General features: G+C 30.7%; 9 protein-coding genes, 1 rRNA gene and 1 riboswitch (1 of these 11 running past the window's edge). Of the genes, 1 reads left to right on the forward strand and 9 read right to left on the reverse strand.

Features of this window, described 5'->3' with window-relative positions; all coding sequences use genetic code 11:
- From D2A34_RS00005 to D2A34_RS00015, 3 genes are all read right to left on the reverse strand, one after another.
- A 16S ribosomal RNA gene (locus D2A34_RS00005) occupies nucleotides 1–230 on the reverse strand (its annotated part extends 1,276 nt beyond the left edge of the window); the annotation flags it as partial.
- Between the two features lie 749 nt (nucleotides 231–979).
- Nucleotides 980–2,839, reverse strand: coding sequence for an APC family permease (locus D2A34_RS00010; protein ID WP_079438355.1), 1,860 nt, complete (start codon nucleotides 2,837–2,839; stop codon nucleotides 980–982).
- 343 nt (nucleotides 2,840–3,182) lie between these two features.
- On the reverse strand, nucleotides 3,183–5,039 hold the full coding sequence (locus D2A34_RS00015) for an APC family permease (RefSeq protein WP_079438356.1): 1,857 nt from the start codon (nucleotides 5,037–5,039) through the stop codon (nucleotides 3,183–3,185).
- A gap of 489 nt (nucleotides 5,040–5,528) precedes the next feature.
- Here D2A34_RS00015 and D2A34_RS00020 point away from each other — a divergent pair, with 489 nt between their 5' ends.
- A complete protein-coding gene (locus tag D2A34_RS00020) occupies nucleotides 5,529–6,359 on the forward strand; it encodes a TerC/Alx family metal homeostasis membrane protein (RefSeq protein ID WP_278336977.1) in 831 nt (276 codons plus the stop codon).
- 542 nt (nucleotides 6,360–6,901) lie between these two features.
- On the opposite strand, the gene D2A34_RS00025 is transcribed toward D2A34_RS00020, so the two are convergent.
- From D2A34_RS00025 to rbsK, 6 genes are all read right to left on the reverse strand, one after another.
- Entirely contained in the window at nucleotides 6,902–8,074 is a 1,173-nt protein-coding gene (locus D2A34_RS00025) for a phosphoribosylaminoimidazolecarboxamide formyltransferase (protein WP_119365346.1), read from the reverse strand.
- A gap of 44 nt (nucleotides 8,075–8,118) precedes the next feature.
- Nucleotides 8,119–8,197, reverse strand: a riboswitch (ZMP/ZTP riboswitch).
- 187 nt (nucleotides 8,198–8,384) lie between these two features.
- Nucleotides 8,385–9,617, reverse strand: a complete 1,233-nt coding sequence (locus D2A34_RS00035; RefSeq protein WP_479723282.1) for a Na+/H+ antiporter NhaC family protein — start codon at nucleotides 9,615–9,617, stop codon at nucleotides 8,385–8,387.
- Nucleotides 9,618–9,860: 243 nt separating this feature from the next.
- Nucleotides 9,861–10,811 carry an L-lactate dehydrogenase gene (locus D2A34_RS00040; protein ID WP_079438360.1) on the reverse strand — a complete coding sequence of 317 codons (951 nt, stop codon included), beginning with the start codon at nucleotides 10,809–10,811 and terminating at the stop codon, nucleotides 9,861–9,863.
- Nucleotides 10,812–10,918: 107 nt separating this feature from the next.
- Nucleotides 10,919–11,899: a substrate-binding domain-containing protein gene (locus D2A34_RS00045; protein WP_119365348.1), complete on the reverse strand. Its 981-nt coding sequence runs from the start codon at nucleotides 11,897–11,899 to the stop codon at nucleotides 10,919–10,921.
- 61 nt (nucleotides 11,900–11,960) lie between these two features.
- Nucleotides 11,961–13,952, reverse strand: a complete 1,992-nt coding sequence (locus D2A34_RS00050; protein WP_119365349.1) for a methyl-accepting chemotaxis protein — start codon at nucleotides 13,950–13,952, stop codon at nucleotides 11,961–11,963.
- Nucleotides 13,953–14,537: 585 nt separating this feature from the next.
- The gene (gene rbsK / locus D2A34_RS00055) at nucleotides 14,538–15,458 is read right to left on the reverse strand and encodes a ribokinase (RefSeq protein WP_119365350.1); all 921 of its coding nucleotides are present in this window, start codon (nucleotides 15,456–15,458) and stop codon (nucleotides 14,538–14,540) included.
- Nucleotides 15,459–15,603: the final 145 nt, after the last annotated feature.

Consider the following 15,603-nt stretch of genomic DNA (forward strand, 5'->3'; position numbering starts at 1 on the left):
CCATCTCATAGCGGATTACTCCTTTAATTGCTGTTTCATGCGAAACTACAATCTTATGCGGTATTAATCTTCCTTTCGAAAGGCTATTCCCCTCTATGAGGCAGGTTACCCACGTGTTACTCACCCGTCCGCCGCTAGAGTCCTTCCCGAAGGAAGTTCTCTCGCTCGACTTGCATGTGTTAAGCACGCCGCCAGCGTTCGTCCTGAGCCAGGATCAAACTCTCAATAAAAAGTTTAATCTCAGCTTACTCAAATAAAGAATTGCTGGTTTACTTAAATGTATTTATGTTATTCTGTTCAATTTTCAAAGACCAATTTTCTTCCTTAAGCCTCTTGTTTCAAGGCTTATAAGCTTCTGTCGTTTCTGACAGCTTACTCAGTATATCATCGCGTCCAAAGCTTGTCAACAACTTTTTCAAAAAACTTTTTGAACCCATTTCAATAAGTTCTTTCAGTTTTAAGCTGTTTTCGTTTATGTGTTTCAGCGACGTGTTTTATCTTAACATCTATACTATACTCATATTTTTTACTTTTTTACTGATTTTATGATATTATATGTATATTTAACCATAATACTCCCCTTTACTACTTATTACACATACTGACACGCTAGCAGTAGTTGTCTTGCATAATCATACAAAAACTAACATTTCATATATCCTAATTTGCTGATTTCTTTATATGTACTCAGCCTTTTTTATATATAAGGCATAGTATATGACAGGTTATTCTTAATATTCCTGCTTTCTTTTCTAATATATTAGAATCCTATATACTGTAGTCATTTAATGTTAGCAAATAAGTTAACTTCATTATTAAAGGAGAGTTGTTCCGATTTAGCTTGTCTAACCTAATGGTTGAAGCAAGCCAAATTGGATACAACTCTCCTTTAATACTTTCAGCGATGTTTTCAAAGTCCCGATGAATAAACATGTATCTCTTTTCCCTTGGATTCTATATGCAAATTATAAATTCAATTCTATTCAGTACATGCACATTCATCTACTAAATGATAAGGGAATGTTGATACGATTATATTGTCATTTTTTAATAGTGTTTCTCTAATAAAGAAACTTGTATGATTATGTAAGACCTCTCCAAAACGTTCATTAGTAACAAATTGAGGTACTATTACCGTTATCTTTTCATTCTTAGCTGCTGAATTTGCAATTAGTTCTATATTTTTTAGAAGCGGTGTAACCACTGCCCTAAATGGAGAATATCTCGTAACAAGTAGTATATCAGTATCTAATTCACTCCATCTTTGTTTTAACTTTTCCATTGCTTCTTTGTCAGTTGATATATTAAGTGCAATAACATTTTCACTTATACTTTGAGCATATTCAAGAGCTCCTATAGTTGCCCTGTTTAAGCTGGCAATTGGAACTACTACAATATGAGTGTATTTCCTTCTTAAATTCACTTTCTTTAAATCTATCTGGCTAATACTTAAACATGAAGCAACTTTATCATAGTGCTTTTTAATTCTTAACTGAGCTAAAATTATAATCGGGATTAAAATTGCAACTACAAATGCACCTTCACTAAATTTTTCAACTAGTATTATTATTGTTGTAATTGATGTAACAAGGCCGCCAAATCCGTTAATAATAGCACGTTTCACCCAGCCTTTATCTCGCTCTTTTCTCCAATGATTTACCATACCAAATTGACCTAAATTGAAAGATATAAATACACCAACTGCGTATAATGGAATTAATCTATGTGTATCTGCCTTAAATGCAATTACTAAAAGGCAAGCTATTAATGATAAAGCAACTATTCCAAAAGAAAAACTAAGCCTTTTACCTCTTAAAGTAAATTGTCTAGGAGCAAAACCGTCCTTACCAACTATGTACATGAGCATTGGAAATCCTGTATATGCTGTATTACATGCCATAAGTAAAATTACAGCAGTACTAAATTGTATTACATAATACATAAACCCGTTACCAAAGATTGCACTAGCTATTTGTGAAATAACTGTAGGACCATTATTAATTGGCACAGCCGTATAGAAAATAGCAAGTATTGAAGTACCTCCAAATATAAAGAATATTAAAGCTGCTAGTAATATCATAACTATCTTAGCGCTTCTTTGACTTGGCTCCTTAAAATTAGGAACAGAATTACTTACCGCTTCAACTCCAGTTAATGCAGAACATCCTGAAGAAAAGGCTCTCAAAATAAGAAATATTGATAAATTCTCTGTAGCCTGTGTTGGAATAGTGTACATAGGCTCTGGATGAATATTTAGTATAAAATACTTAAACAAGCCATAAGCGATCATAAAAATCATACTAAAAATAAAAATATATGTAGGTATCGCAAATATTTTGGATGATTCACTTATACCTCTTAAATTTAATATAGTTAGAACGGTAATTATAATTAAAACAAATAAAACTTTATATGGTGCTAAATCACTAAATGCTGAAATAATTGCGTCTGCACCGGCACTAGCACTAACTGCAACTGTAAGTATGTAACTAATAATAAGTCCTGCACCGGCAGCAAGTCCTGCTTTGGTTCCAATATTTTCTTTAGCTACCTTATAAGCTCCTCCACCTTGAGGATATGCTCTAATAATCTGTATATAAGAAATTGTTAATATAATTAACAATCCTATTATCAAAAATGAAGTCCAGGTTAACCACTGATATGCTGCCACCCCTAAAACAATTAAAACAAAAAGAATTTCTTGTGCAGCATATGCAACAGATGAAATTGCATCACTAGCCATAATTGCCAACCCAAAAGGAATATTATACTTTTCATGACATCCTTGCTCATTGGCTAAAGGTTCTCCTAGTAAAACATCTAAAAATTTTGTAAGCATTTATTCTCCCCCTATATAATCATTCGAAAAATATTGTATAGCACGAGTGCCTTTAAACGCAATATCATAAATTTCATTAAAATTCTAAAAAAACCTACAAATATCCTCATGAATACGAATACAATTGCTATTATTATTTATTTTTTTGTATTTTACGAGGTTTTTCTGCTTTCTTCATTATATTTACAATAATTATCCTATAATAAATGCAAAGTTAATATAATTAATTTTAATACAAGGCAAATAAATGAAATTAAAAACAGATATAATAAAACGTGCTATTACCTAGTTAAGGTGACATAGCACGTTAATTTTTCATATACTTTTTCAACAAATTACTATCTTAATTCTCCTTTTCATCATCTCCTAAATGATAAGGGTAAGTAGATACTATTATATTATTATTTTTCAATAATGTTTCTCTAATAAAAAAACTCGTATGGTTATGTAAAACTTCACCAAAACGCTCATGTGTCACAAATTGCGGAACTATAACTGTTATTTTTTCACCTTTAGCGGCTGAATTCGCTATTAACTCTATATTTTTCAATAGAGGTGTAACTACTGCTCTAAATGGAGAATATTTTGCTACTAAAAGTATATCTGTATTTAATTCACTCCATCTAGCTTTCAACTTTTCCATTGATTCCTTATCTGGCGAAATGTTAAGAGCAATAACATTATCGCTTACACTTTGCGCATATTGAAGCGCACCTATTGTAGCTCTATTTAAACTGGCAATCGGAACTATTACAATATGAGTATATTTTATTCTTAAATCTACTTTCTTTAAATTCAATTGACTAATACTTAAACCTGATGCAACTTTATCGTAATGTTTTTTTATTCTTAGCTGAATTAACATTATAATTGGAATTAATATTACTACAATGAATGCTCCTTCGCTAAACTTCTCAACCAAAATTATTATTGTTGTCATTAAAGTAACAAGAGCACCAAATCCATTAATAAAAGCACGTTTTAACCAACCTTTATCTTTTTCTTTCCTCCAATGATTTACCATACCATATTGACCTAAATTAAAGGATATAAATACACCAATTGCGTATAATGGAATCAATCTATGTGTATCTGCCTTAAATATTATAACTAAAAGGCACGCTATAAACGATAATGCAATAATTCCAAATGAAAAACTTAATCTCTTCCCTCTAACAGTAAATTGTCTAGGTACAAAACCATCCTTTCCAACTATATACATAAGCATAGGAAATCCTGTATATGCGGTATTACATGCCATTAGAAGAATTACAGCCGTACTAAATTGTATTACATAATACATAAATCCATTCCCGAATATAGCACTAGCTATTTGTGAAACAACTGTAGGACCATTAGGAATTGGTATAGCTGTGTAAAAAATGGCAAGTACTGAAGTTCCTCCAAAAACGAAAAATATTAGCCCTGCTAACAATATCATAACTGTTTTTGCATTTCTTTGACTTGGTTCCTTAAAATTTGGAACTGAGTTACTTACCGCTTCTACCCCAGTCAACGCAGAACATCCTGAAGAAAAAGCTCTTAAAATAAGAAATATTGATAAATCTTCCGTAGCTACTGATGGCACAGAGTACATTGGTTCCGGATGTATACCAAGTATGAAATACTTAATTAAGCCATAAACAATCATAAAAATCATACTGAATATAAAGATGTATGTTGGTATAGCGAAAATTCTTGAAGATTCACTTATACCTCTTAAATTTAAAATGGTTAAAATTACAATTATGGTTAAAACAAATGCAACTTTATATTGAGCCAAACCGCTAAATGCTGAAATAATTGCATCTGCTCCAGCACTAGCACTAACTGCAACTGTAAGTATGTAGCTGATTATAAGACCTGCTCCAGCAGCTAGTCCTGCCTTAGTACCTATGTTTTCCTTCGCAACCTTATATGCTCCTCCACCTTGGGGATAAGCTCTAATGATTTGAATATATGAAATTGTTAATATTATTAATAATCCTATAATCATAAATGAAGTCCAGGTCAACCATTGATATGCCGCTACACCTAAAACTATTAAAACAAAAAGTATTTCTTGGGCAGCGTAAGCTACAGATGATATTGCATCACTCGCCATAATGGCTAGGCCAAATGGAATATTATACTTTTCATGACTTCCTTGCTCGTTTGCTAAAGGTTCTCCTAGTAAAACATCTAAAAATTTAGTAAGCATTTATTTCCCCCCCTGTATCATCTATAAGTATTTTATTTCAATCCTTACTTACAAAATAATATTATATTAGTTAATCTATATAATTAAAAGAAAAATTTAGATTTTTTTTAATTAATTGGAATAATTCTCATACCATCATATCTTCATGCATATTATTATTGACGCTTTTTTTATTACTTCTCTGTAAAATTCTTCAACGTTGTAACTTTATCCTGCTATTTTAAAAATAATTATCTTATTTATAAAGTTAGTGTAACAGTTTTAACAATATTTTATTCATTCTATGCTTTTAAGACAATAACATATCCAAAATTTCAAAATTTAACAACAACAACAATGACTCACTCTAGTTATTTAATACAAAACCTCAATAAGAATTTTTTATAAATTATGTACTTTAAATAGTAAAAATTTAATATTAGGAAACAATATTTAAATACTATTTGAAATATGATTTAATATAGACGTATTTTTTCATCAAAGGAGGTTATGAGAATGACTGCTAAAAAGCATTTAATTAAATTTTTATTAATAACACTAATAGCCTTTATAGTTAATTTAGGTGTATGGTATTACATGGGATCAGAAAGTGCACTAGAGTTTCTTGGAGGATATATCATAGAACTAAGCCTTAGTGTTGATAATTTATTTCTATTTTTATTGATTTTTTCAAGCTTTGGGATTGAAACTAAACATCAAAAAAGAATTTTAACCTATGGAATTATTGGTGCAATCATATTGCGATTCATATTTGTTATACTAGGTATTGCCGTAATAAATAGGTTTAAATGGATTCTTTATGTGTTTGGATTACTTTTAATTATAAGTGGAATAAAAATTATGATTAATAAGGAAGATGATGTGTCTTTTGAAAATAGTAAATTGATTAAACTACTAAAGAAAATAATCCCAGTAACGGAAGATCTCTATGAAGAAAAATTCTTTATTCGGATAAATAAAGTTCTTCATGCAACTCCTTTGTTTGCAATACTTTTTCTAATTGAGGGTTCAGACTTATTATTCGCTATAGATTCAATACCTGCAATTTTCGCGATCACAACTAATCCATTTATTGTGTATTCTTCAAATATTCTTGCAATACTAGGACTTAGAAATTTATATTTTCTTTTAGAAAAACTTCATAGCACCTTTGAGTATGTTAAATACGGAATAGGTGTAATACTTGTATTTACTGGTATAAAACTTTCTATTTCCTTTAAGTATCATATACCTGTAGGCGCTTCAATTCTCATTATAGTATTTATACTTATAGTAAGTGTGCTAGTATCAGTATTTATCAATAGACAAAAGAATGTATAATTTGTAAATAAACTATATTAATTTAGCTTGTTTTTAGTCTATAAAAATGTGAAAATCTATGAAATATTTCTATAACTTTCATCGTATCATTAATTCTATTTGGGTTAAGATACTACCATAAAGAAGCTAACAGTTAAAATTTAATATATTCTTATAAAGAATATATGTTATCAAGTTTTCCTATGAGCCAAAAGGTTTATATCTAAACAAAGATAAGATCCTATTAGTTCAGGATAAAAGTCTTTTTTAATTATTTGATACCTGCTTATAGGGTTAAGCGACGATTATATCAGGTGATAAAATAATCATGTATAATCAAAAGGTTATATATGATCATGTAGTATCTTATATAATTAAACAAAATATCACTATGGGTAGTGAACAGTTTAATTATGGTTAAATGATTATAATTAGATACTAGTTATCTATATTGGTGTTAGTAGAACTGTTAGTGACTTTATTTAATGACTATAGATGGGTTTATTTAATATAGGCTCATCTATGGTTTTTATTTTGCGCGAAATATTTATTAATAATTTATCCTAATGATAAAAAAGACGTATTCCTGTAAAAGCCATAGCGATATTATATTTATCGCAAGTTTCAATCACATTATCATCTCTTATAGATCCACCTGATTGAGCTATATAAGAAACACCACTCTTCCTTGCACGCTCAATGTTATCACCAAAAGGAAAAAATGCATCCGATCCCAATGATACATCATTTAATTTTTCCATCCACTCTTTCTTTTCCTTTCTAGTGAATGGATTTGGTTTTTCAACAAAAAATTTTTCCCATACTCCATCAGCTAATAACTCTGCATAATCTTCTGAAATATAAATATCTATAGCATTATCCCTATCTGCCCTTCTAATCTCTCTTTTAAAAGGAAGGTTTATAACCTTAGAACTTTGTCTTAAAAACCATATATCAGCTTTATTTCCTGCTAACCTTGTACAATGAATTCTTGACTGTTGTCCTGCACCAATTCCAATCGCTTGCCCATCTTTTACGTAACATACTGAATTTGATTGCGTATATTTCAATATAATTAAAGATACAATTAAATCTCTTTTTGCATTATTAGGTATTATTTTATTTTTAGTCCGTAAATCATTTAACATAGCTTCTGTTATTTTTATATCATTGCGCTCTTGCTCAAAAGTTATTCCGTAAATCTCTCTTTTTTCTATTTCTTTAGGTTTGTAAGATTCATTTATTTGTATTATCAAGTAATTTCCTTTGCGTTTATTTTTTAATATATTTAGTGCCTCTTCGGAATAAGCTGGTGCTATTATTCCATCTGAAACTTCTAACGCTAATAATTTTGCAGTTTGTTCATCGCACTCATCTGATAGTGCCACAAAATCACCATAGGATGACATTCTGTCTGCTCCTCTTGCTCTTACATATGCTGTAGCAATATCTGATAGGTTTGAGTCTTCCACGAAATATATTTTTTTCAATGTTTCATTCAATGGAACTGCTACAGCAGCTCCTGCTGGACTTACATGTTTAAAAGATGCTGCAGATGCTAACCCAGTTGCTTCCTTTAATTCTTTTACAAGTTGCCAGCTATTAAATGCATCCAACAAATTGATATAACCTGGTGTTCCACTTAGAATTTTTATAGGTAATTCACAATTCTCTGTATAAATTCTTGCTGAACTTTGATTCTGGTTACATCCATACTTTAATTTAATTTCTTTCATTACATTAGCACACTCCTTTTCACAATAAAAAAGCCCACTGTCCGGACTTTTGCCCAGACGGTCGGCTTCTTCTTGTTATACTTCATGTGGTTTATTCCACTTCCGTCAGTTGTATAACTAATATATTTTTAATGCTATCACTCATACACAGCCCTGTCAATTAGAATAATAATACTGCTAATATACATTTCAATAATCAACCTAAAAAGTCACGAGAAATATCTTTAGATAGCTTGCAAGAGCACTAAAAAATACCTGCACTTACCCAAAAGTGCAGGTATTTTAATTTAATAAAGTATGTAAATATTTATTAGTCTTGTATTGCAAGTTTTTTAGAATTCCTCATTTTAAAATACAGTACACTTGTTAATGGAATTAAGTATAAGTAAAAAGCATACAGAATTGCACTTTCTCCCGCATTTAAAGTAGCCAACGGTACTAATAAAGCAATATTCCAAGGTATTAATGGTGCTATAACTATTGCTGAGTTCTCTATATCTAAAGCTAAACTTTCTTTATTTATTCCATTTTCTTCATAGTTCTTTTTGACTAACATATGGGTAAGTATCAATGCTAAGGTTTGAGTGCACCCAAAAGCTGACGTTATAATACTCACAATTATTGTAGTAAAAAAGCTTCCTGCCCTGCTATCTGACTTGTTAGTAATACTATCAAGACTTTCCAACATTTTTGTACCTTCAAATATACCAGTAAAAGCAGAAGATACAAATACTATATAAGCTGATTTAAGCATTGAGACTATGCCTCCGCCTTTAATTATTTCACTTAAAATCGAATCAGTTTTTAAATCATATCCCATAATTATATACCTTATTATATCAATTACTGAATTCTGCTGAATAGCCATGCTTATAATAGAAGCTGCAATTATACTAATAGCAATAGACACTTTTACATTTATCCTAAATATACAAAAGACCAATACTATCAACGCCGGTATTAGAGTAATTATACTTATATCAAATGTTTTAACAATCTCTGAACTTATATTACTCTGAACAACATTCAGTGGAAACATAAACGAAAAAATTAAATATATAAAAACTGCTATTACTAACGGTATACTAGAACTTCTAAACATATTTTTAATATTTGTATACAAATTTGTTTCCGTAATATTTGCAACAAGATTAGCACTTGAAGACATAGGAGAACATCTATCACCAAAGTATGCTCCTGAAAGTATCGCACCTGCAACTAAACTTAAGTTAGCATCTCCCCCTCTTGCCATAACCATAAAAGCTACTCCAACTGTTCCTACAGTCCCAAAAGATGTTCCTAAAAGAAATGATACAGCAGAACATATTAAAAACACAGATATTATAAATGTGTTTGGATCCAATAGCTTAATTCCGTAATAAACTATTGCTGGGACTGTTCCTGACGCCATCCATGTGGATGTTACTGCACCGATTAGTATAAATATTTGAAGTACAATAAAGGACTTTTTTCCCCCATTATAAGCCATCCTTAAGACATCCATTAATTTAAATTTCCTCTTGCAAGCTAAAATTATAAACATCAATAAACCTATACTTAGGGAATATCCCACAAAAATCCCTTTAATAGAACTACAGATTAATAATAAAAAACAAACTATAAATGCTATTGCGATTTCCACGCTGTCACCCCACTCATAACCGAATAAAAAACCAAATTTATGCTAATTCTAAATTATATATTTTAATTTGTTAAAAGACAAACATGAGATTTACTGACCACAAAATTGTGGTCAGTAAATCTCATTCTATTTTAACTAATATTTCTATAATTTAAGCTTATCATTATATTCTTTAATAATTTCAATAGATTTTTTCAGTTCCACTATTTCATTATCAGCTAAATGATACTCAACCAGCTCTTTTACTCCTTGGCTATTTAAAACTGCTGGTACTCCCATGTATATATCTTTTTCACCATATTCACCATTAAGCATGGCGGATACAGGAATCACTTTATTTTCATCACGTAATACCGCCTTAATAATTTGAACTGTCGTTGCTGCTATTCCGAATGTAGTAGCTCCTTTTGCATTTACAATACGATATGCAATTTTCTTAATATCTTCAGTAACAGACTTTATATTAAATCCTTCAAGCCTTACCTTGTTATCATTAATTATATCTAGAAACTTTTTACCACCAACTGTTACTTGGCTCCATGGAATTATTTGTGAATCTCCATGTTCTCCCATACATAGCGCATGAACGCTTTGAGGGTCTACACTCATCACGTCTGCTAAATGATATTTTAAACGTGCAGAATCTAGCGCTGTCCCTGTACCAATAACTTTATTAGCTGAAAGTCCTGATAATTTATGTACATAATATGACATGACATCAACAGGATTTGTTATCACAACAAAAATTCCCGAAAACCCACTCTTCATTACAGCTGGTACAATGCTATCCATTATTCCAGCTGCTTTTTCTAGCATGTCCAACCTTGTTTGGCCTGTAATATAAGGTAATGCCGCCGCTATTACAACTAAATCAGCATCCTTACAGTCATCATATTCCCCACTTTTTACTCTCATCTTGCTTCCACTATACCCTAAGGAATGCTGCAAGTCTGTTGCTTCGGCCCATGACTTTTCTTTATTAATATCGATTAATATTAGATCATCACAAACATTATTCATGACTATATCAAATGCCACTGCTGCTCCAACTGCCCCAGTACCAACTACTACCACTTTACTTCTACCTATTGCCATTTATATCATCCTTTATCAACTTAGTCATAAGTATTATACCAAAAAGTAAATTAGTTGGCATCTTATATTCTTATATTATATTCAGATTTCACTTTATATTTTACTATCTAACTCATATACTTACTTACATTACTCTTATCTACTTTTTCAAATGGTACCCATACATGTTTACCATCCTCAGTTGCATTTTCAATTTTAGCTATAGTACCTCCTGAACCTAACTCGATAGCTGATTGTACTGCACTCTTACTTTGGTCTTTTGCTGATTGATAAACTGTAAGTCTCATGTTTCCATCAGCAATAGCTTTGGTTGCTTCATTTGTAGCATCAATTCCAAGTACTGGTACTGAAGACGGATCTATTTTATTTTCTTTCAAAGAATCTATTACTCCAAGTGCCATTTCATCGTTATTTGCAATTACGCAATCGAATTTTTGACTTGTAGCTAGAAATACATTAAACATTTCTTTTGCTCCCTGTCTACTCCAATTTGCAGTATCTTCAAAAACATACTCAGCATTTATTCCCTTTTCTTTAAAAGTTTCTTTAACTGCTTTCGTACGTCCGATTGTAGCAGAATGACCCTTTTCTCCTCTAAATAGAACTACTTTAATATCTTTTTTCTTACTTAGATAGTCTGCAATATACTCCGCTTGAATCTTACCCGCTACCATTTCATCTGAAGATACATATATATATTTATCTCTTTCCAATAAATCTTCACTTGGCGCACTATTCATAAATATTATTGGCAGCTCTCCTGCCTCTTTTTTTAGCTGAAGTGTTGTAGCTGAGTTTACTGGTGTACAAATTACAACATTATAGCCACCAGAAACAGCTTCTTTCATATGGGATACTTGTTCTTCTATTGATCCCGCTGCATCTTTTACAGTAAGCTCAACATTTTCACTATCAGCATAACTTTTAGCATTTGCTACCAGTAAGCTTCGATAGGCATCAGTGGCATTCGAAATCGAAAATAATATTTTAACCTTTTTATTCGAAGATGAAGTACTCTTTGAACCGCATCCCGAGATAAGTGCAAACATCATAAGTATAGTTAATAGCACAGCTATTTTTTTCTTCATATATACAATCCTCCTTGTATTTACAATGTAGATTTAAACAAATCTCAAATGTTAAATCTCACTATATTTTAAACATTTGAATTTGCTTACTAAGTTCATCAGATGTATTAGATAATTCTTCTGCATCATTAGCCACTAGTTCACTGTTTTGCGTAATATTATTTGATTGCTCTACCATGACTTGTGAAGTTGCTAATATTTCCTCTGAACTTGCTGCCTGCTCTTCAGATATAGCTGCTACTGTTGTAGCAACATCATCCAAATGCCCTACTTTCTCAATCATATTTTGTATTAAGTTATTTGTATCATTAATCCTATCAAAAATACTATCAAAGGTATCTACAGTTCCACTAATCAAATAACTACTTTCATTAATATATCCTGCACTCTCTTCTGATTGTTTTACAGTATTCGAAACAAGTTTATTAATCGCACTTACATGAGCTGATATGCTTTTAACTGATTCAGAGCTTGTTTGAGCTAATTTCCCAATCTCACTTGCAACTACAGCAAATCCTTTTCCTGCCTCTCCAGCTCTCGCAGCTTCTATCGATGCATTTAAAGATAAAAGATTAGTTTGTTCTGCTATACTTCCTATAACACTTATAATATTAATTATCTCAATCGAAGAATTTCCAACATTATTTATTGCCTCTTGAAGAGAAGTTATTGATTTTCTTATATTTTCCATGGCTGCATTTACTTTTTCCATGTCTTCTCTTCCTTTTTCTGATATATCTATTGTCTCCCTCATCTTTTTATCTACATTAATACTATCTTCTCTAGTGTTGCTAACAACATTCGCTAATGTTGTTGTGCTTTCTGCTATTTCATTTACTGAACTTGATAGCTGATCTACTGTTATATTTAAATTTTGCATAGATTCAGATTGAACTTTAGACGAATCATATAATTCCTTAGAAATCCTAGTGCTTCCCTCAGCTTGATTCCAAATTTTGCTTGATACAATGTTTATGTTATTTATCATATTACGCATTACATCTATAAATTCTTTTACACTACCAAGCATAATTGAAATCTCATCATTTCCTTTAACTTCTACATCAACTGTAAAATCACCATTTGTCATAGCTACAATTGTTTCAGTAAGTTTTTTGATTGGCTTAATTACAATTTGTACTACTCTTTCAATTAGTGCAATTAAAACAATGATAGATATAATAGCAATTGCTATCATAAAAGTTCGAAGCTGTGAAAGTTCTCCGAAAATAGATTTTGTTGGAATATATGATATGAGAACCATATCAGTTCCAGGAACTTCTTTAAATACTACCATATTATTATCTAATTCTGTTGAACTATAATCTCTGTTTTGAAGTCTTATTGCAACATCTCTAAGAAATTTATCGCTAGTATTTGAATCAATCTTAGTTGAAATTAGAGAATTGTCCCTATGTGCTAATATTGTATTGTCCTTAATATTTACAAGTAACGCCTCTGCATTATCCATTTCAATCATAGAATTTACGATCACTGTTACTTTATCAAGAGAAAAATCTGCTGATAAAACTTTAATTTTTCCAGAATTATCATTTATTATCCCTGACGCACTAACAATGTTCTTTCCCTGCTCATTCTTATAAGGTGATCCAAAGCCCATATTAATACGAGTTAGACCTTCTTTATACCATATTGAATTAAGTATATCTTTATCAGATTTTTTAGATTCTTTAGCTTTTAGCATGTTTCCACTTTGATCAGCTATATAGAACCCCTCTGGATAGTTATTATTATATCCATAATATTTATCCAATAAATTTTGTACACTTTCATTACTTAAATTTCCATTTTCTAATGTAGTTTTTATCGCCTGTAATGATGCCAAATTTTCATTGAACCACGATTCAATTTGATCAACTTGCTTTTTACCTGAAGTTTCTAGTAAATCATTTGCTGAATTGGTTATAATACTTTTTGACTTATTATAAGAAATAATAATAAGCAATGATACTACTATAGCCATCATTGGAATAATAATTCCAATGAGCTTTGCCTTAATTGAAAATTTAGCTTTTAATTTTCCTTTGTTCATAAAAAATCCCCCTTAAATACTTGTAAAGTAAATTAATTTGCATGAGCACCACTCCTCTAAGGATATCCTTAATTAAAATCTTAAGTTCATAGAAGGTAAAACGTAAATATAGAGCTTGTTCACATTTATAAAACTTAAATATCCCTAAAAATTGTTTATATTAATAATAATAAAATTCCCGTGAACTCATAATACTATATCCTCTTCTTTATGTATAAGTTTTTCTACATTTTACCCTAGATAAACATTAGTATTTATTATTATTTATCGATTCTAATTAAAATAACTTTACTTAATTCCTAATCAATAAGCAAAAAATGTTGAAAGCAATACAGAAGAATAAACATTACTTTAAAACACATACTAAAAATATTAAGAATTTTATTATTTTAGGAATTAGATTAATATTATTATGCTAAAGATAAGGAGAAAGAACGAACCTTTCTATTGCAACTGTAAATGAATCTGATATTTCAACTGAAAAAATCGCATCAAAAATATGCAATTGGGAAGAAGATAAGGCTAAAGACGCAATCAGCAATTTATTCTTAAAATACGGTAACAAAATAGAGTATATCTTGTTACCTAATCTCTCTTTGAAATAAACTCATTAACTTCTTCAAGAGCTGGCATAGCCTCTTGAGCTCCTAATGCAGTTGTTGAAATTGCACCAACAGCATTTCCAAATATCACGCATTCTTCTAAAGATCTTCCCTCCGCTAGTGCAAAGGCAAATCCTGCGTTAAAAGAATCTCCTGCCGCTGTTGTATCGACTGTGTCAACCTTAAATCCTGGTATGTTTAAATACTCATCATCCTTTATTATGGATGCCCCCTTGCTTCCTAATTTGGCAATTACCACTTCTACCCCTTTATCAAATAGCACTTGCGCAGCTTCTCTTAAATCTTCATCATTATCTATCTTTTTCTCCACCAATGTTTCTATCTCAGTTTCATTTGGCGTTATATAATCTATATACTTAAAAATTTCATCAGGCAATTTTGCTGCAGGCGCTGGATCTAAGATAATAATTTTTCCTTTTTCCTTTAATTTTCTCATAGTATTAATCACTGTATCCAAAGGGATTTCTAATTGAAATAAGAATATATCTGCTTCTTCAATTAAATTCCATTTACTCTCAATATAGTTACCGTCAACTTTATCATTAGCTCCTGATACAACAACTATATTATTTTCACCTTTACTGCTTACCTGTATTATAGCAACTCCTGACGATATACCCTCCTCTATAAATACTCCATCTTGTTTTACATTATTGTTTCTAAGAACCTCTAGATACTTTGTTCCATATATATCATCCCCAACTTTCCCTACCATAAGTATTTCTGCCCCAAGTCTTCCTAAAGCTACTGCTTGATTTGCCCCTTTTCCCCCTGGGAAAGTCTTAAAACTTTCTCCAAAAATAGTTTCTCCAGGCTTTGGGAAATCTTTAACCGATGTCACCAAATCCATATTTAAACTACCTATAACACATAAACTTTTCATACAATACTCCACCTTTTTCCTAATATCAAATTAAATATATCACTTTTTATTATCCTTTTTAAAGAAATTTTTAACTTATACCTTAAATCCATATAATGGTTTCGAGACATATAATATGCTAAAATCATGGTATTTAATAAATGAT

Source organism: Clostridium chromiireducens (assembly GCF_003575225.1).
Taxonomy (GTDB): domain Bacteria; phylum Bacillota; class Clostridia; order Clostridiales; family Clostridiaceae; genus Clostridium; species Clostridium chromiireducens.